The sequence below is a fragment of the Rhodobacter ferrooxidans genome, assembly GCF_000176015.1.
Classification (GTDB): domain Bacteria; phylum Pseudomonadota; class Alphaproteobacteria; order Rhodobacterales; family Rhodobacteraceae; genus Pseudorhodobacter_B; species Pseudorhodobacter_B ferrooxidans.
Map to the genome: position 1 here is coordinate 43027 of NZ_ACYY01000005.1, position 15580 is coordinate 58606.

General features: G+C 65.6%; 18 protein-coding genes. 5 read left to right on the forward strand and 13 right to left on the reverse strand.

The window, feature by feature from the left end:
• Positions 1-97: 97 nt before the first annotated feature.
• Positions 98-676, forward strand: a complete 579-nt coding sequence (locus tag RSW2DRAFT_RS05140) for a hypothetical protein (protein ID WP_008028727.1) — start codon at positions 98-100, stop codon at positions 674-676.
• On the opposite strand, the gene RSW2DRAFT_RS05145 is transcribed toward RSW2DRAFT_RS05140, so the two are convergent.
• The 4 genes from RSW2DRAFT_RS05145 to guaA all read right to left on the reverse strand — a co-directional run bounded on the left by RSW2DRAFT_RS05145 (position 648) and on the right by guaA (position 4717).
• Complete coding sequence (locus RSW2DRAFT_RS05145) at positions 648-1529, reverse strand: hypothetical protein (RefSeq protein WP_008028729.1); 882 nt, start codon at positions 1527-1529, stop codon at positions 648-650. The two genes, RSW2DRAFT_RS05140 and RSW2DRAFT_RS05145, sit on opposite strands and share 29 nt — an antisense overlap.
• Before the next feature lie 112 nt (positions 1530-1641).
• The gene (locus RSW2DRAFT_RS05150; RefSeq protein ID WP_008028731.1) at positions 1642-2733 is read right to left on the reverse strand and encodes an OmpP1/FadL family transporter; all 1092 of its coding nucleotides are present in this window, start codon (positions 2731-2733) and stop codon (positions 1642-1644) included.
• Positions 2734-2882: 149 nt separating this feature from the next.
• Positions 2883-3164, reverse strand: a complete 282-nt coding sequence (locus RSW2DRAFT_RS05155) for a putative quinol monooxygenase (RefSeq protein WP_008028733.1) — start codon at positions 3162-3164, stop codon at positions 2883-2885.
• Positions 3161-4717, reverse strand: a complete 1557-nt coding sequence (gene guaA / locus RSW2DRAFT_RS05160) for a glutamine-hydrolyzing GMP synthase (protein ID WP_008028736.1) — start codon at positions 4715-4717, stop codon at positions 3161-3163. The genes RSW2DRAFT_RS05155 and guaA overlap by 4 nt, the downstream gene beginning before the upstream one ends.
• A 106-nt stretch (positions 4718-4823) precedes the next feature.
• On the opposite strand from guaA, the gene RSW2DRAFT_RS05165 reads away from it, so the two are divergent.
• Together RSW2DRAFT_RS05165 and RSW2DRAFT_RS05170 are read left to right on the forward strand one after the other, a co-directional pair.
• A complete protein-coding gene (locus RSW2DRAFT_RS05165) occupies positions 4824-5681 on the forward strand; it encodes an alpha/beta hydrolase (RefSeq protein WP_008028738.1) in 858 nt (285 codons plus the stop codon).
• A 129-nt stretch (positions 5682-5810) separates the two neighbouring features.
• Positions 5811-7364, forward strand: a complete 1554-nt coding sequence (locus RSW2DRAFT_RS05170; protein WP_008028740.1) for a trimethylamine methyltransferase family protein — start codon at positions 5811-5813, stop codon at positions 7362-7364.
• Between the two features lie 75 nt (positions 7365-7439).
• Here RSW2DRAFT_RS05170 and RSW2DRAFT_RS05175 read toward each other — a convergent pair whose 3' ends face one another.
• Positions 7440-7730, reverse strand: a complete 291-nt coding sequence (locus RSW2DRAFT_RS05175; RefSeq protein ID WP_008028742.1) for a DUF6477 family protein — start codon at positions 7728-7730, stop codon at positions 7440-7442.
• Positions 7731-7949: 219 nt separating this feature from the next.
• Here RSW2DRAFT_RS05175 and RSW2DRAFT_RS05180 point away from each other — a divergent pair, with 219 nt between their 5' ends.
• Positions 7950-9083 (forward strand): DUF6456 domain-containing protein, encoded by a 1134-nt coding sequence (locus tag RSW2DRAFT_RS05180; RefSeq protein ID WP_008028743.1) that lies wholly within the window; start codon positions 7950-7952, stop codon positions 9081-9083.
• Positions 9084-9426: 343 nt separating this feature from the next.
• Here the strand turns inward: RSW2DRAFT_RS05180 and RSW2DRAFT_RS05185 are convergent, their stop codons facing one another.
• The 3 genes from RSW2DRAFT_RS05185 to RSW2DRAFT_RS05195 all read right to left on the reverse strand — a co-directional run bounded on the left by RSW2DRAFT_RS05185 (position 9427) and on the right by RSW2DRAFT_RS05195 (position 11499).
• Positions 9427-9990, reverse strand: coding sequence for a hypothetical protein (locus RSW2DRAFT_RS05185; RefSeq protein WP_008028744.1), 564 nt, complete (start codon positions 9988-9990; stop codon positions 9427-9429).
• Between the two features lie 116 nt (positions 9991-10106).
• On the reverse strand, positions 10107-10655 hold the full coding sequence (locus RSW2DRAFT_RS05190; protein ID WP_008028746.1) for a peroxiredoxin: 549 nt from the start codon (positions 10653-10655) through the stop codon (positions 10107-10109).
• A gap of 157 nt (positions 10656-10812) precedes the next feature.
• Positions 10813-11499: an aquaporin gene (locus RSW2DRAFT_RS05195; RefSeq protein ID WP_008028748.1), complete on the reverse strand. Its 687-nt coding sequence runs from the start codon at positions 11497-11499 to the stop codon at positions 10813-10815.
• Between the two features lie 112 nt (positions 11500-11611).
• On the opposite strand from RSW2DRAFT_RS05195, the gene lipA reads away from it, so the two are divergent.
• Positions 11612-12562 carry a lipoyl synthase gene (gene lipA / locus RSW2DRAFT_RS05200; protein WP_008028751.1) on the forward strand — a complete coding sequence of 317 codons (951 nt, stop codon included), beginning with the start codon at positions 11612-11614 and terminating at the stop codon, positions 12560-12562.
• A 219-nt stretch (positions 12563-12781) separates the two neighbouring features.
• On the opposite strand, the gene RSW2DRAFT_RS05205 is transcribed toward lipA, so the two are convergent.
• From RSW2DRAFT_RS05205 to hpt, 5 genes are all read right to left on the reverse strand, one after another.
• Positions 12782-13675: a c-type cytochrome gene (locus RSW2DRAFT_RS05205; protein WP_008028752.1), complete on the reverse strand. Its 894-nt coding sequence runs from the start codon at positions 13673-13675 to the stop codon at positions 12782-12784.
• Positions 13676-13731: 56 nt separating this feature from the next.
• Complete coding sequence (locus tag RSW2DRAFT_RS05210; protein WP_008028754.1) at positions 13732-14202, reverse strand: c-type cytochrome; 471 nt, start codon at positions 14200-14202, stop codon at positions 13732-13734.
• A 120-nt stretch (positions 14203-14322) separates the two neighbouring features.
• Positions 14323-14493, reverse strand: a complete 171-nt coding sequence (locus tag RSW2DRAFT_RS18235) for a hypothetical protein (RefSeq protein ID WP_008028756.1) — start codon at positions 14491-14493, stop codon at positions 14323-14325.
• A complete protein-coding gene (locus tag RSW2DRAFT_RS05215; RefSeq protein ID WP_008028757.1) occupies positions 14490-14987 on the reverse strand; it encodes a mismatch-specific DNA-glycosylase in 498 nt (165 codons plus the stop codon). The genes RSW2DRAFT_RS18235 and RSW2DRAFT_RS05215 overlap by 4 nt, the downstream gene beginning before the upstream one ends.
• The gene (gene hpt / locus RSW2DRAFT_RS05220) at positions 14987-15526 is read right to left on the reverse strand and encodes a hypoxanthine phosphoribosyltransferase (protein ID WP_008028759.1); all 540 of its coding nucleotides are present in this window, start codon (positions 15524-15526) and stop codon (positions 14987-14989) included. Before hpt ends, RSW2DRAFT_RS05215 begins: the two co-directional genes overlap by 1 nt.
• Positions 15527-15580 lie beyond the last annotated feature (54 nt).

The following is a 15580-nucleotide window of genomic DNA, read 5'->3' on the forward strand; positions in this document are numbered from 1 at the left end:
TGTGCCGCAGCATCAAGGCCATCCGGGAATCGCAGTTGACGATGCGGGCGGGGCTGGTGCAAGTTTTTTGCGCAAGTGGCTTGGACCGGGGGGCAAGATGCGCAAGCTGGCTGTTGCGGTGATCGCGCTGTTTGCGGTGCCTGCAAGCGTGGGCGCGCAGGAAGACCCCATGGAAGCGCAGCGCTGCGTCTGGCGCTGCCTTGCGGAATATGGCGAAAGCAACCCGCAATACGGGGCTTGCGTTGAGCAGCTTTGCAACGCGGGCGAACCCGCACTGGCCCCCGAATTGTCGCCCGCACCCGCTCCAGCGGCGGGCTGGAGCGAGGGCATCACCTCGGACGGCGCCGGCGCGTTTGTCGGGCATCGGGATGCCAGCACCGGTGCTGATCTGTTTTTCCTTTGCGGCCCCGGCGGGCGCACGCATCTTCTGCTGGTGGGGCCGGAGGGGCCTTCGGCGACTCTGACACTGACGGTTGATGGTGTCGGCTATCCGCTGGTCTTTGCCGAACAGGGCGGCGGTTATTATGCCGAGGCGCCGTTGACCGCACCGGCGATGCAGGCCCTGTTGCGGGGCAGTCAGGCGCAGCTTGCCAATGAAGCAGGCACGGCGCTGGTCAGCCTGCCGCTGCAGGGGCTGGCCGAGGCGGTCAACCGCGCACTGACCCGCTGTCCGTAGCGGTGGTGATGGCGGTACCGATCAGGTCGATCAACCCCTGCGCGTCGGTCAGCCCCGCCACCTGCTCGGCGGTGATGGTGGCCCCCCAGCGCGCCATCGCGGCATAGCGCGGCTGGCGGTGCGCAAGCGCCCGGGCATAGGTCCAGCGCACGAAGGCGTCGGGATCGACCTGCGCCTCGGTCTGGCCGGTCTGGCTGCGGTAGGCTTCCCAGGCGTCATGCAGGAATTCCGGCTGGTAATACATCGGCTTGGGCGCACGATCAAAGCGGCGGATCAGTTCGGCGGTATGGGCGTCCGATCCCTTGATCCAGACCAGCAACAGGTTTTCCGACAGCGATTTCATCACCGGATCGGCGGGGTTTTCCGGGTCCACCACCTCGCAGATCGACCCGCCGCTGTCGCAGACGAAATTGGCATAGCCATAGATGTCGCGGGCGCGGTCGATGAAGCGGTGGGTGTCCAGCAACGCCGCAATCTCGGCCTCGCGGTGCTGGCTTTGGCGTTCCAGGTACTCGGCGAAGGCCAGACCGCCCTTGTCGGGATTGCCGGGCTTGCCCAGGTAGGTGGACAAGGGCGCGAGGTTGTTGAAGGTGATGTTCGAGGCGATATAGACCGAATCCGTCAGCAAAAGCTCGCGCAGGAACGGCACGCGCATCGCCTCGCGCTTGAAGTTGTCGGCGATGTATTCGCCCATGTAACGGGTGCCGATGCGGTAATCGACCGAGTAGTGGAACCACTGGCCGGTATCGCGCAGCAGGCTGGCAAGGTGGGTCTTGCCCAGGCCCGACATGCCGAAGAACAGCACCCGCTTGTCGGGGGCGGCGTGCCAGTCGGCGGCGGTGGGGTAGATCATGGCGCACCTCGGGTTTCTGCGCCCCTGATACCGCCAAAGCCGCGGGATTTCACGCGAAATATGCGCAAAGGCCCCGCGGGTTGCGCGGGGCCTTTGCGGCATTGCGGGCGGCTCAGAAGCTGAAGCCGACCTTCAGGCCAAAGCCCACCGCATGGTTGTCGCGGAAGTTGGCCGAAGGCAGGGTGCCGTTCAGCGTCGGTTGCGCATTGCCGATATCGACATAAGTGACGCCACCGCTGATCTTCATGTTGTCGCGGGTGTAGGTGGCGCCCAGCGTGATGCTGGTCTTGCCATCTGTCGGCCCGAGGTTGGTCGAGAACTTGCCCATCTTGGTTTCATAACCGACCGAAACCGCCGCCGACCAGTTTTCGCTGAACTTGCGGCCGATCCCCAGCGCATAGGACACGGTATCCTTGTGATAGCTGACCAGCGGATTGCCGGTGATCACGCCATAGGTGGCCGGCGAGATATCGAAGGCCGTCCAATCAACCCAGCGCACCGAGCCGAACAGCAGCGTGTCCTTGGCGATGCCCGACTGGAACTCCAGGTTCACCGATTGCGGCGTATCAATATCGGTTTTCGGGCTGGGTCCACCAAATTCGGTGGTGGCCAGCGAGTGCCGGATCTTCGAGTTGTAGGTCAGCGCCACCCGCAGCGCGATCTCGGGCTTTTCATAGGCCACGCCCACCAGATAACCGACAGCATCATCTTTTGCGCCATTGACGGTATAGCCGCCCACGAAGGGAATCGAGGCCTTGGCCTCGAAGGTCTGATAGCGCAGACCGCCATAGACGCTGATGTTCGACGGCAGGCGGTATTTCAGCACGCCGGTGATGGCCGAGGTGTTCAGATCGGCGGTGGTGCCTTGGGCATAATAGCCGCTGCCGGCCGGATAGGACACATCGGCCCCGAACGGTTGATCGAAGATCAGCGCCGCATCCAGGCTGTCGTTGATCTTGAATTTCAGCGCGCCACCGATCTGGGCGTAGGATTTCGACATGTCGCCCGAGGCGGCGCCGGATGTCGGTGAAAACACGGTTGCGACGCCGCTGACATCGGGACTGACCGATCCGAACGACAGTTCGGCATAGTTGCCCTTCTCGAACAGCACGCCCATGAACTGACCCGACCGGTCAATTCCGCCCGCCGTTGCAGCGCCTGCACTGATCGCCAGAACGCCCAGCGTTGCCACTGTCTTTTTCATTCTTGTCCCCCCGAGATAAGTTGTTTTCGCCGGGGTCTCCTCCCCCGTTGCGGTCAAAGCTAGGGTGCGACAAAAAGCCGGTCAATCAATGACGCCGCGTCACGCGAAATTGCCTGCCGGTTGTGGCGCGGTTGCCAAGGTTCGGCGGTCTAATCGTCGATGATATCAAAGTCGCGGCGGATATGCGCGGTGGCGGCAAACCAGGCCGAGGTGCCTGTGCGCGACTGGTGGGCCGCAAAGCTGTCGCGGTTCGCGAAGGCCTCGGCCACAAGGAACACCCGCGGGTCGGCGGTCTGGGTGACGCTGAAGCTGAGGCAACCCGGCTCGGCGCGGGTCAGGCGGATGTGCTCGGGCAGATGTTGGCTCACTACCGCCACTTCGGCGTCATTGGCGCAGATCAACTGGCCGGAAAGGCGAACCGTGCCGGTCATTCCAACTCGATGGTGCCCGGCGGTTTCGAGGTCACGTCATAGAACACCCGGTTGATCCCCGGCACCTCGTTGATGATGCGGGTCATGGTCTCGCCCAGGAACTCGTGGCTGAACGGGTAGGTGTCGGCGGTCATGCCATCGACCGACGTCACCGCCCGCAGCGCCACCGCATAGTCATAGGTGCGCCCGTCGCCCATTACGCCGACGGTCTTCATCGGCAGGATCGCGGCGAAAGCCTGCCAGATCTCGTCATACAGCCCGTGCTTGCGGATCTGGTCGATATAGACCGCATCGGCGCGGCGCAGCAGGTCCAGCTTTTCAGCCGTGATCTCGCCGGGGCAGCGGATGGCAAGACCCGGGCCGGGGAAGGGGTGGCGGCCGATGAAACTTTGCGGCAGGCCCAACTCGCGGCCCAAAGCGCGGACCTCGTCCTTGAAGAGCTCGCGCAAGGGTTCCACCAGTTGCATGTTCATGCGGGCAGGCAAGCCGCCGACGTTGTGGTGGCTTTTGATGGTGACGCTGGGGCCGCCGGAAAAGCTGACCGATTCGATGACATCGGGATAAAGCGTGCCTTGGGCCAGGAATTCAGCGCCGCCGATGGCCTTGGCGTGTTTCTCGAACACCTCGATGAACAGCCCGCCGATGATCTTGCGCTTGGTCTCGGGGTCCGACACCCCTTCCAGCTTGCCCAGAAACAGCGCCGATTCGTCGGCGTGGATCAAGGGCAGGTTGTAATGCTCGCGGAACATCGACACGACCTGTTCGGATTCGTTCAGCCGCATCAGCCCGTGATCGACATAGACGCAGGTCAACTGATCACCGATCGCCTCGTGGATCAGGATGGCCGCGACCGAGCTGTCCACGCCGCCCGACAGCGCGCAGATCACCCGGCCCTTGCCCACCTGCGCGCGAATCTTGGCAATCGCGTCGGCGCGGTAGGCGCCCATGGTCCAGTCGCCCTTGAAGCCAGCCATTTCCACGAAATTCTCGTAGAGTTTCGCGCCCTTCGGGGTGTGATGCACCTCGGGGTGGAACTGCACGGCATAGAAGTGCCGCGACGGGTCGGCGGTGATGGCAAAGGGCGCGTTGGGCGAGGTGCCATAGACCTGAAAACCGGGGGCGAGGCGCGAGACGTGATCGCCGTGCGACATCCACACCTGCTCGCGCCCGGCCTGGAACCAGCCGTCCAGCAAGGGCGAGGTGGCTTCGGTCGGCGTCACGAAAGCCCGGCCGAACTCGGCAGTGCCATGGCCGCGTTCGACCAGACCACCCAGGCAATGCATCATCACCTGCTGGCCGTAGCAGATACCGAGGATCGGCACGCCAAGGGTAAAGGCGGCGGCGGGCGGCATCGGCGCGTTCTCGGCAAACACCGAGGCCGGGCCACCGGAAAAGATGATGGCCTTGGGGGCAAAGGCGCGCAGGAAAGCGTCGTCCACCTTGTTGAAGGGATGGATCTCGCAATAGACGTTCAGCTCGCGCAGCCGACGCGCGATCAGTTGCGTCACCTGCGAGCCGAAGTCGATGATCAGAAGGCGGTCATGCTGGGTCATGCCTGTGGCATAAGTTGTGCCGCGCGCAGGCGCAAGAGGCCGGATGCCGCTTGCCAGCCGGGGCGCGGCGGGCGTAGCCATGCAATATCGGCAACAGGAGGTGGCGATGCGTGGAATGGCAAGGACGGGGATGATCGGGGCCGGGATGGTCGGGGCGCTGCTGCTGGCGGCGGGGGCGGCGGCGGCGGGCGAAACCGCGCTGGTGCTGGAGGGTGGCATTGCCGCCACGCTGAACCTGCCCGATGGCGTTCCCGCGGCACCGGCGGTGCTGATGCTGCACGGCTTCGGGTCGTCGCGCGACGAGGTTGGCGGCATGTATGCCCGCGAGGCGGCGGCGCTGGCGGCAAAGGGCGTGGCCTCGCTGCGCATTGATTTCCACGGCTTTGGCCAAAGCGACGGCGACACCGGCGCCACCACGGTGCCGGGGCAACTGGCCGATGCCGAAGCGGCGCTGGCAGCCCTTGCCGCGACGCCGGGGGTGGATGGTCAACGCATCGGCGTGCTGGGATTCTCGCTGGGCGGCGGGGTGGCGATGCTGCTGGCCTCCGGGCATCCCGATGCGGTGAAGGCGCTGGCCACCTGGTCCTCGGTCGGTGATTTCCACGCCGATTTCCTGGAGGAACTGGGTCAGCCCGCCTTTGACCGCGCCGCCGCCGATGGCATCGTCGGGCTGGATCTGGGCTGGCGCACCATCGCGCTGAAGGCCTCGTTCTTCGACACGCTGCAACACCACGACCTGATGGCGGCGCTGGTCTCCTATCCCGGCCCCTACCTTTCGGTGACCGGCGAGAAGGATTTCGCCGCCACCTACGCGCCGGGCTTTCTGGCCGCCGCCGCCAACCCGATGAAAGAGGCGGTGATCGTGCCGGGGGGCGACCACATCTATGGCGTGCTGTCCGAAGATCAGAGCATGGCCGAAGGCGTGATTGCCAAGACCGCCGTATGGCTGGCAGGCGCGCTTTAGCCTTCTGCCGCCTGCCACGGCCCGCCACCGCCCGAATGTCGTTTTCGCAACCAAACAGCCGCAAATCCGACACACGCGGGCGGACGGTGCGGCTATCAGCGGGGGACACGCCATGGAAGGACGATGCGGATGAGTGATGTTGCCGAACCAACTTCTGGCCGCCGGGTGCGCGGTGGTGGCGGGGCGTCGCGGCGGGCCGAACGTACCGCGGTCAGTTTCGACACCGCGCGCTTCATCACCCGCAACATTCCGAACTTCGAGATCCTGAACGCCGAGGCTTTGGAGATCATCGAATGGAACGCCGATACCGTGCTGGAGGAAGTCGGTGTCAACTTCCTTGAAAACCCCGGCGCATTGGCCTTGTGGCGGGCGGCAGGCGCCGATGTGAAGGGCGAGCGGGTGCATATTCCGCGCGGCCTTGCCCGCAAGCTGTGCGCCACAGCCCCTTCGGCCTTCACCCAGCACGCCCGCAATCCGGCGCGCAATGTCGAGGTCGGCGGCCGCAATCTGGTGCTGGCGCCGGTCTATGGCCCGCCCTTCGTGCGCGATCAGTCAGGCGGGCGGCGCTATGCCACCATGGCTGATTTCCGCAATTTCGTGAAGCTGGGCTACATGTCGAAATGGCTGCACCACTCGGGTGGCACGGTCTGCGAGCCGACCGACGTGCCGGTGAACAAGCGGCATCTGGACATGCTGCACGCGCATATGACGCTTTCCGACAAGCCCTACATGGGGTCGGTGACCGAACCGGTTCGGGCGGCGGATTCGGTCGAGATGTCGAAGATCCTGTTCGGTGCCGATTTCGTCGATCAGCACACGGTGATGACCAGCCTGATCAACATCAACAGCCCGCTGACCTTTGATTCGACGATGATGGGGGCGCTGGAGGTTTATGCCCGCGCTGGCCAGGCGGCGATCATCTCGCCCTTCATCGTCGGGGGCGCGATGGCGCCGGTGACGGTGGCGGGGACGCTGACGCAGGTGCTGGCCGAAGTGCTGGCCGGGGTGGCCTACAGCCAGTTGGTGCGCCCCGGTGCGCCGGTGATCTTTGGCGCCTTCGTGACCTCGATCGACATGAACTCGGGTGCGCCGACGTTTGGCACGCCCGAGGCCGCGCATATCACCTATGGCGCCGGGCAGTTGGCGCGGCGGCTGGGCTTGCCCTATCGCTCGGGTGGCAGTTTCTGCGGCTCGAAACTGCCGGATGCACAGGCGGCCTACGAGACCGCGAACAGCCTGAACATGGCGCTGCTGGCCGGGGTGAACTTCATGCTGCACGCCTGTGGCTGGCTGGAGGGCGGGCTGGTGTCGTCCTACGAGAAGTTCGTGATGGACGCCGACCAGTTGGGTTGCCTGCATCATCTGGCGCAGGGCGTGATGATGGATGCCAACGGCCAGGGCATGGATGCGATCCGCGAGGTCGGCCCCGGCGGGCATTATCTGGGCTGCGAGCACACGCAAGCCAACTTCAAGACCGCGTTCTGGCGCAGCGACCTGTTCGACTACAAGCCGTTCGAGACCTGGGACGAGGAGGGTGCGCGCGACACCGAGACGCTCGCGGCGGAACGGGTGACCAAGATGCTGGGCGACTACCAGCAGCCCGATCTGGACCCGGGTGTGGCCGAGGCCTTGGCCGACTATGTGGCGCGCAAGAAGGCGGCGGAGCCGGACGCCTTCATCTGAGTGTTGCGCATCCGGCAACAGTAATTGTTTCGGAATCAGACACAGCAAGGGGCCGCCATCGCGGCCCCTTTTGCGTTACCCCCGCACCTCGCGCCCCAGCAGCCGGGCCTCGGCCATCAGCGCGATCAGCACCTCGACATGGCGCGACAGCGAATAGCCCAGATCGCCGGAACGGCGGGTGTCTTCCAGCCGTTCCTCTTCGCAAAACAGCTTTGGCAGGGCGGATTCCGGGGTTGCCGGGGTCTGCGCGTCGATCAGACGCTTCAGATCGCGGTCGCGGCGGTAGTCGGCCATGCCGAAACGGGCGGCACGGATCAACAAGCGCGGACGGCGCAGGTCGGCAAGCAGGGCGCGGAAATCGGTCATGGCAACTCTCCTGAACAAGATTTCGCCACAATGCACCGGCGCAACCGGTCGTTGCACCCGAGCCTGATTCAGCGCGCGGAGGTTTCTCATTTGTTTAGGTTTTAGAAACAATTATCAACGAAAGACGCATTATTAACGAACTGCTAACGAATGCCACTCAGGGTTGCCTTCGTCCATGGCTGGACAAAGTGCCACCGGGGGGCAGCACGGGAAGATACGATGACACCGAACCTGAGTGCCAACCCCACCCTGCCGGACTGGCTGCCCGAAGCGGTGCGGCTGTATCTGGATCACACCGAGGAAGGGCTGAGCTTGCGGGCTCTGGCGCGCCGCGAAGGCTGCCATGCCTCGACCGTGATGCGCCAGGTGCGCCGCTACGAGAACCGCCGCGACGACCCGTTGGTCGACGAGGCGCTGGCGGCCCTCGGGCAGGTGCCGCGCGCGAAAACAGCTTTTCCAGCCAGCAAGAAGGACGCCTCTGACATGACGGCACCGATCCGCACGCCTGTGACCCAACCGGGTCTTCCCCTCGACGAAGCCGGCATTGCCCGCGAGGCGCGACGGGTGTTGCGGCGTTTGGCTGAACCCGGGGCGGTGCTGGCGATTGCCGCCGACATGGACAAGGCGGCGGTGCTGCGGGCGTTGCCCGACGGCAAGATGGCGCAGACCGCGGTGGTGGACCGGGCGGCGGCGCAGGCCTTCGCGCTGAAGGACTGGATCGCCTGTCGCAAGACCGGGCGGATTGCGACCTACGAGATCACGCCGGCCGGGCGGGCGGCGCTGAAGCGGATGATCGACGAGGCCGACCGGGCGCGGATGGGCATGTCGGAGGCGGCGACGCCGTTCGGTGACCAGCACCGGGTCTGGGGCGAGCGCGAAGTCGGTGGCGAGGACGGGCGGCGGCGGCTGCGCTACAACATGGCCGAAAGCCCGGTGGCGGTGCTGGCGCGGCGGCGCGACAAGGACGGGCGGCTGTTTCTGGAGCCGGAACTGGCCGACGCCGCCGAGCGGTTGCGCGAGGATTTCGAACTGGCGCAGATGGGGCCGCGGGTGGCGCAGAACTGGGACCGGTTTCTGACCGGCGGCGACCGTGGCGGCTTTCGTGCCGATGCCGGCAAGGCCGAGGGGCCGACTGCGGCGCGCGACCGGGTGGCCGCGGCGCTGCGCGATCTGGGGCCGGGGCTGGGGGATATGGTGCTGCGCTGCTGCTGCTTTCTGGAGGGACTGGAGGTGGCGGAAAAGCGCATGGGCTGGTCGGCGCGTTCCGGCAAGATCGTGCTGCGCATCGCCTTGCAGCGGTTGCGGCGGCATTGTGACGAGAAATACGGGCGGTCAGGGCCGCTTATTGGGTGAGGCATGGTCCCGGCCAACGGCCGGGAGAAAACGCTCCAGTGGAGCGTTTTCAATGCCGAACGCGCGGGGCCACTGCACCGCGCCGGATGGGCGGGACAGGAAAAGCTCACTGGAGCGTTTTCAGCAGCGAACGGGCGCGCACACCTGCGCGCCCCGGCAGGCGCGAAGTGCCGAACGCGCGGGGCCACCGCACCGCGCCGGACTCTCCGCCAAAGCCGGGGGGCCAGCCCCCAGCCCGGCCACGGGTCGGGCGTTCGTCGCTGAAAACCTTCCACCGGAAGGTTTTCCGGGCGCGTCTCACCCCCCGGGATACTTTTGCAGAGAAGAAACCAACCCGGCGGTTTCACCCGCGCAATCCGCCCGCCGCCAGTCCCAGCGACAGCACTGCCAGCCACAGTGCGGCGCCTCGGCGCAAGACCGGCGGCAGGTGGGCGTGGCGGCTGGGCAGGGCTGCCCCCAGTGCCACCCAAAGCGTCGACGTGGCGGTGACCGCCAGCGCCAGGGCGGCGGCGGCGAGGCTCAGGCCAGCGGTAGTGTCAGGCAGCAGCACCAATCCCAGCACGAAGGTCTTCGGGTTCAGGCAAGTGGTGATGAAGATATTGGCCGGGGTGACGGCGCGGGTTTCCGTTCCCGCCTCGGGCAGGCGCCACAGCCGCAGCGCCAGCAGCATCACCCAGGCGGCGGCGATCAGGCCCAGCAGCAGCCGCAGGCCGGGCAGGGCGGCCAGCAGGCTTTCGCCGATAACGGCCAGCGGCAGCACCACCAGCAGATAGGCCAGCACCGCCAGCGGGATCAGCCGCAGCGCCCGCGCACCGCCCGAGGCCCCCGCCAACGCCAGCAGGGTGTTGGTCGGGCCGGGCGTCAGCAGCAGGGCAAAGCTGGCAAGGGCAGTCTCGACAAGGGTCATGTTGGCCTTTCCCGGGGTGCCCTGCCGTTATGACGGCCAAGGCCGGGCAGATCAAGGCACAGGCGTGGCCCATGAAAAAGGGGGGCCGCAAGCCCCCCGATTGCCGTGGTCCGATTTCAGGCGGCAGCGCCCTGCGCCGCGGCCCGCAGCCAGCCCAGCACGGTGTCGGGCGAGGACACGCCGTAGGGGTCGGCTTCATGGTTGTCGGCCAGCCCCGGCTCCTCGAACCAGGCCTCGACCACGCCATCGCGCACCACGGCGGCATAACGCCAGCTGCGCAGACCAAAGCCAAGGTTGTCCTTGCGCACCAGCATGCCCACGCGGCGGGTGAAGGCGCCCGAGCCATCCGGGATCACCTGCACGTTTTTAAGGCCTTGCGCCTTGGCCCACTGGTTCATCACGAAAGCGTCGTTGACCGACAGGCAGTAGATCGCGTCGATGCCGAGGGCCGCGAAATCGTCAAACCCCTTCTCGAACCCCGGCAGTTGGTAGGTCGAGCAGGTGGGCGTAAAGGCGCCGGGCAGCGCGAACAGCACCACGCGCTTGCCGCCGAAATAATCGGCGGTGGTCATGTCTTGCCACCGGTAGGGGTTCGGCCCGGCGATGCTGTCGTCGCGCACGCGGGTCTGGAAGGTGACATCGGGAAGTCTTGCACCGGGTATCATGGCGGTCCTCTGAACGGGTTGCGAAATTTCGGCTCTCGCTACTGCGCGCGCCCAACCCGGTCAATGGTCAGCGACAAGGATGCAGGCAGGCGGGAGGTTTTTCCCGCCCGCCTGCCTGATAATGCGCCATGCGCCTGCGGTTGCGGCACCTGCCGGTTTAATCGGCCGCGCGGGTGACGCCTGCCCGGTAAAGCAGACCCGCCAGCGCTCCGCCCGCCAGCGGCGCCAGGATGAACACCCAAAGATCGGCCAGTGCCTTGCCACCGACAAACACCGCCGGCCCCAGCGACCGCGCCGGGTTCACCGAAACCCCGGTGACATTGATGCCGACCAGATGGATGCCCGCCAGCGTCAGCCCGATGGCCAGCCCGGCAAAACCCGCGGGCGCCCCGGCCCCGGTGGCACCAAGGATCACCGTCACGAACAGAAAGGTCATCACCGCTTCGAACAGCAGCGCCGAGGCCAGCGAATACTCGCCCAGGTAGCCCTCGCCGTAGCCGTTCTGGCCCAGACCGTTGACCGCCACCGAATAGTCGGCCTTGCCCGAGGCGATCACCAGCAACAGACCCGCGGCAATCACCGCCCCCAGACATTGCGCCACGGCATAGCCGACAAACTCGCCCGCCCGCATCCGCCCGGCCAGAAGCATGCCCAGCGACACCGCCGGATTGAGATGCGCCCCCGAAATCGCGCCCAGGCCATAGGCGGCGGCGACAATCGACACCCCGAAGGCCAGCGCGATGCCGGTCATGCCGATCTGCGGCCCCATCAGCACCGCCGCCCCACAGCCGAACAGCACCAGGATCAATGTCCCCAGCGCCTCGGCGATCAGTTTCCTGCTCATGTTCCCTCCGATCAAATGACTGTGCCCAAGGGCCCGCCGCTGCCTGCGTCGGTTGCCTTCGTGGCCCCGAAAGCCTATGAACGGCGGGATCAAGCCGTAAGGGGAAAATCCGTTGCGCGACATCAGACTGCCCGAAGACCGCCATCCCGAAAAGGCGCATCGCCCCGACAATCCGCAGCCGAAAAAGCCAAGCTGGATCCGGGTGAAGGCGCCAACCTCGGAAGGCTACCGCGAGACCCGCGACATCCTGCGGGCGGGAAAACTGGTGACGGTCTGCGAAGAGGCAGGCTGCCCGAACGTCGGCGAGTGCTGGTCGGCGCGGCATGCCACCATGATGATCATGGGCGATATCTGCACGCGCGGCTGTTCATTCTGCAACATCGCCACCGGCAAGCCGCAGGCGCTTGACAGCTTTGAACCCGGTCGCGTCGCCCATGCGGTGGCGACACTGGGGCTGAAGCATGTGGTGATCACCTCGGTCGATCGCGACGATCTGGAGGATGGCGGCGCCGAACATTTCGCCCAGACCATCCGCGCCATCCGCCACCGGGCGCCTGGCACGACCATCGAGGTGCTGACGCCGGATTTCCTGAAATGCGCCCCTGCCGCGCTGGAAACCGTGGTCGAGGCGCGGCCAGACGTGTTCAACCACAACCTGGAAACCGTGCCCGGGCTGTACCCGACGGTGCGCCCCGGCGCGCGCTATTTCCACAGCCTGCGGCTCTTGCAACGGGTCAAGGAGCTTGATTCCACCCTGTTCACCAAATCCGGCATCATGGTGGGGCTGGGCGAGGACCGGCAGGGGGTGGGCCAAGTGATGGACGACATGCGCGCCGCCGACATCGACTTTCTGACCATCGGCCAATACCTGCAACCGACGCCCAAGCACCACGCCGTCGAACGCTTCGTGACGCCCGAGGAGTTCGAAGGCTACAGCAAGGCGGCCTATGGCAAGGGCTTCCTGATGGTCTCGGCCACGCCGCTGACCCGCTCCAGCTATCACGCCGGCGCCGATTTCGCCCGGCTTCGCGCCGCCCGGCTGGAGAAACTCGGGCGCGCCTGAGCCTTTCGGCTTCACCTTTGGGAAAATATCCTCGGGGGGTGAGGTGCGGCGCACCGAGGGGGGCAGACAGCCCCCCTTCCTTTCCGTCAGGCGAGCCGCCCTCAGGGGCATCGAGCCCCCTCGGGCGGCGCTGTCGCGGATCAACGCATCAAAGCCTGTGATGCGGCAGGGCAGGGACGCTCCGCGGGGGATATTTGAGCAAAGGTGAAAGCCCCGGGGTCACTCGATCGCGGGCACTTTCTTCAGATAGGCGGCAATCGCTTCACGGTCGCTGGCGGGCACGTGCGACAGGTTGTTCACCACGTCGGCCATCGCGGCCCCGGCGCTGTCGAAGCTGGGGGTGAAGCCGCTGGTCAGGTATTCGACGATATCCGCCTGCGACCAGTTCAGCTTGGCCGGCGTGATGTTCGGGATCTTTCCCGGGCCATCGGGGTTTGGTGCCCCGGCCAGCCAGTTGGCGCGCTCGATGCCACCCAGCGGGTTGCGCGGGCTGTGACATTCGCCGCAATGGCCCAGACCTTCCACCAGATCGCGGCCGCGCAGTTCGGCGGGCGTCAGTCCGGCATCTGCGACAATCGGATCGGGGTTCAGGAACAGGAACTTCCAGCCGCCCATCAGCAGGCGGAAGTTGAAGGGGAAATTCAGCTCATTGGGTTCGGTCGGCCGTGACGAGGGCGGCAGCGTGTCCATAAAGGCTTTCAGATCGGCCACATCCTGCGGCTTGATATGCACATAGGAGGCATAGGGAAACGCCGGGTAGTAATGTGTGCCCCTGGGCGAGGTGCCCAGCAGCATCGCATTGGCCAGGTCTTCGACGCTCCAGCCGCCGATGCCCTGCGCCGGGTCGGGCGAGATGTTGGGGGCGACGAACACCCCGAATTCGGTATCGAAGCGTTTGCCGCCGGTCAGCAGCAGCATGGCATCGCCGGTGGATTTGTCGGCGGCATGGCACGAGGCGCAGCCGCCGACCCAGAACACGATTTCCCCGTTTTTCGGGTCGCCCACCAGACCCGCCACGGCCGCAGGATCGATCCGGGCAGGGCGGGTCAGGGCAACAAATCCGGCGGCGCCGATAACACCCAACAGGCAAAGGCCAAGGAACAGTCGTTTCATGTCGTCACTTCCAATTCGCTTTTGCAGTGTCCTGTCGGGTGTCGGGTGTCGGGGTCTTATTCTTCTTCAGGCTTGCGATAGGCCTTGTGGCAGCCGCCGCAGGCCTCGCCCAGTTTGGTCATTCCGGCCTTCATGGTTTCAAGGTCGGTGCCGGCCACGCCCTGAAACGCCACGGCGGCCTCGTTCATCGCGGCGATCTTGACGATGAAATCGTCCTGATTCGTCCAGATGTCGGGCAGCGCGTAGCTGTCGGCGGCCTTGTCGACCTCGGAGCCTGCGGGGAACTGGTCCATGCTGAGCACCGAGGCCACTGCGGTGATGTTGGCGGCGGCCTTGGCTGCGATCGCGGCGTCATAGGCCGTCTCGCCCTTGGCCATCGCGCCGACCTTGGCCACATCGGTCTGCATCTGCAGCATCAGGCCGTGACGGGCTTCCACCGTATCGGCGAAAGGATCTTCCACTTCTTCCGCCATCGCGGCGAACGACGTCATTGCGGCCACGGCCGCCAGAGCCAGGCAAAGCTTCATCGCAGTTCCTCCATGCAGGTTACTCACACTGGATGACTGATCCTTTCTGTTGCGAATGAAAATCAGAATCGAGTGAGCCCGGACTTTGGTCGGAAACATCAGTCCGAGTCCTGCATGGTTTCAGTGCCTTGGTAGGCGGTTAACCGCCAGCCAATCGGGCCAGCCGATGAATTTCTCGAGGACCACCAGCACAAGGCAGGCGGCGACCACGCCTGCCACCAGTTTCACCCGGCCCCAGGATGGCGGATGCCGGGCCCAGCGGGCCATGCGGACAAGCCAGGTCATGTTCATCGCAAGCCCTTTCGCCATGCAGCCAACGCCAGCCAAGGATCGGCGCTGAAATGGCTTCTGGCAAGCCCGGAAGGCGAGGGCAGGGCCCAAAGCCTGGTGTGGCCATAGCGCGGGTCGGCGGGAAGTGCCCCCGCCGCCAGACGCGGCACCCCCAGCGCCAGCCGCGCTGCGGTCAGGCTGGTGAAGGCCAGCGCCCTTGGCCGGATCGCCGCCACCAGTGCCTGCAAACGATCCGGCGCATAGGCATGCCGCGGGATTTCTGCATCCTGCCCCGAAACGCCTTGTGCCAGATCGGTCAGCCCCAGCCCGAAGCCGGGCAGCAGGTGATCCTCATCGGGGTGCAGGCGGCGCGGCGTCAGGCCGATTTCGGCCAGCAGCGGCCAGAACCGGTTGCCGGGCCGGGCGTAGTAATGCCCGCGTGCCGCCGACATCGCCCCCGGTGCGGTGCCGCAGAACAGGACATCCAGACCGGGCGCCACGATATCCGGCAGCATCAGTCGGTGAACCGCACCTTGCCGATATAGGGCAGGTTGCGGTTTCTTTGCGCAAAATCAATGCCGTAGCCGACCACGAATTCATCGGGGATCTGAAAACCCGTCCAGGTCGCCTTGATATCGACCTCGCGCCGCGACGGCTTGTCCAGCAGCACGCAAACCTCCAGCCGCTTGGGTTCGCGCGATTTCAAGAGCCGCACCACGTGGCTCAGGGTAAAGCCGGTATCGACGATATCCTCCACCACCAGCACGTCGCGCCCGGCAATCTCGCCGCGCAAGTCCTTGAGAATACGCACCTCGCGGCTGGACGACATGGCGTCGCCGTAGCTGGAGGCCTCCAGAAAATCCACCTCGACCGGCAGGTCCAATTCGCGCACGAGGTCCGCGATGAACACGAAAGACCCGCGCAGCAGCCCGACCACGATCAGCTTGTTGGTGCCCTTGAAATGCGCGGTGATCTCGTGGGACAGCGCCTCGACCCGGGCCGAGATCGCCTTGGCCGAGATCATCTGGTCGATGACATAAGGACGATGTGGCATGGCGACCCCTTGATTTTCACCATCGCAATATCCAATACCGCAAGACAAGTCACG

Excerpts from the sequence above, each read along its gene's own strand:
- RSW2DRAFT_RS05190 (WP_008028746.1), bottom strand. The coding sequence starts at position 10,655 with ATGATACCCGGTGCAAGACTTCCCGATGTCACCTTCCAGACCCGCGTG.
- RSW2DRAFT_RS05170 (WP_008028740.1), top strand. The coding sequence starts at position 5,811 with ATGAGTGATGTTGCCGAACCAACTTCTGGCCGCCGGGTGCGCGGTGGT.
- RSW2DRAFT_RS05185 (WP_008028744.1), bottom strand. The coding sequence starts at position 9,990 with ATGACCCTTGTCGAGACTGCCCTTGCCAGCTTTGCCCTGCTGCTGACG.
- RSW2DRAFT_RS05195 (WP_008028748.1), bottom strand. The coding sequence starts at position 11,499 with ATGAGCAGGAAACTGATCGCCGAGGCGCTGGGGACATTGATCCTGGTG.
- RSW2DRAFT_RS18235 (WP_008028756.1), bottom strand. The coding sequence starts at position 14,493 with ATGAACATGACCTGGCTTGTCCGCATGGCCCGCTGGGCCCGGCATCCG.
- RSW2DRAFT_RS05205 (WP_008028752.1), bottom strand. The coding sequence starts at position 13,675 with ATGAAACGACTGTTCCTTGGCCTTTGCCTGTTGGGTGTTATCGGCGCC.
- RSW2DRAFT_RS05175 (WP_008028742.1), bottom strand. The coding sequence starts at position 7,730 with ATGACCGATTTCCGCGCCCTGCTTGCCGACCTGCGCCGTCCGCGCTTG.
- RSW2DRAFT_RS05215 (WP_008028757.1), bottom strand. The coding sequence starts at position 14,987 with ATGCTGCCGGATATCGTGGCGCCCGGTCTGGATGTCCTGTTCTGCGGC.
- guaA (WP_008028736.1), bottom strand. The coding sequence starts at position 4,717 with ATGACCCAGCATGACCGCCTTCTGATCATCGACTTCGGCTCGCAGGTG.
- RSW2DRAFT_RS05155 (WP_008028733.1), bottom strand. The coding sequence starts at position 3,164 with ATGACCGGCACGGTTCGCCTTTCCGGCCAGTTGATCTGCGCCAATGAC.
- hpt (WP_008028759.1), bottom strand. The coding sequence starts at position 15,526 with ATGCCACATCGTCCTTATGTCATCGACCAGATGATCTCGGCCAAGGCG.
- RSW2DRAFT_RS05180 (WP_008028743.1), top strand. The coding sequence starts at position 7,950 with ATGACACCGAACCTGAGTGCCAACCCCACCCTGCCGGACTGGCTGCCC.
- RSW2DRAFT_RS05140 (WP_008028727.1), top strand. The coding sequence starts at position 98 with ATGCGCAAGCTGGCTGTTGCGGTGATCGCGCTGTTTGCGGTGCCTGCA.
- RSW2DRAFT_RS05145 (WP_008028729.1), bottom strand. The coding sequence starts at position 1,529 with ATGATCTACCCCACCGCCGCCGACTGGCACGCCGCCCCCGACAAGCGG.
- RSW2DRAFT_RS05150 (WP_008028731.1), bottom strand. The coding sequence starts at position 2,733 with ATGAAAAAGACAGTGGCAACGCTGGGCGTTCTGGCGATCAGTGCAGGC.
- RSW2DRAFT_RS05165 (WP_008028738.1), top strand. The coding sequence starts at position 4,824 with ATGCGTGGAATGGCAAGGACGGGGATGATCGGGGCCGGGATGGTCGGG.
- RSW2DRAFT_RS05210 (WP_008028754.1), bottom strand. The coding sequence starts at position 14,202 with ATGAAGCTTTGCCTGGCTCTGGCGGCCGTGGCCGCAATGACGTCGTTC.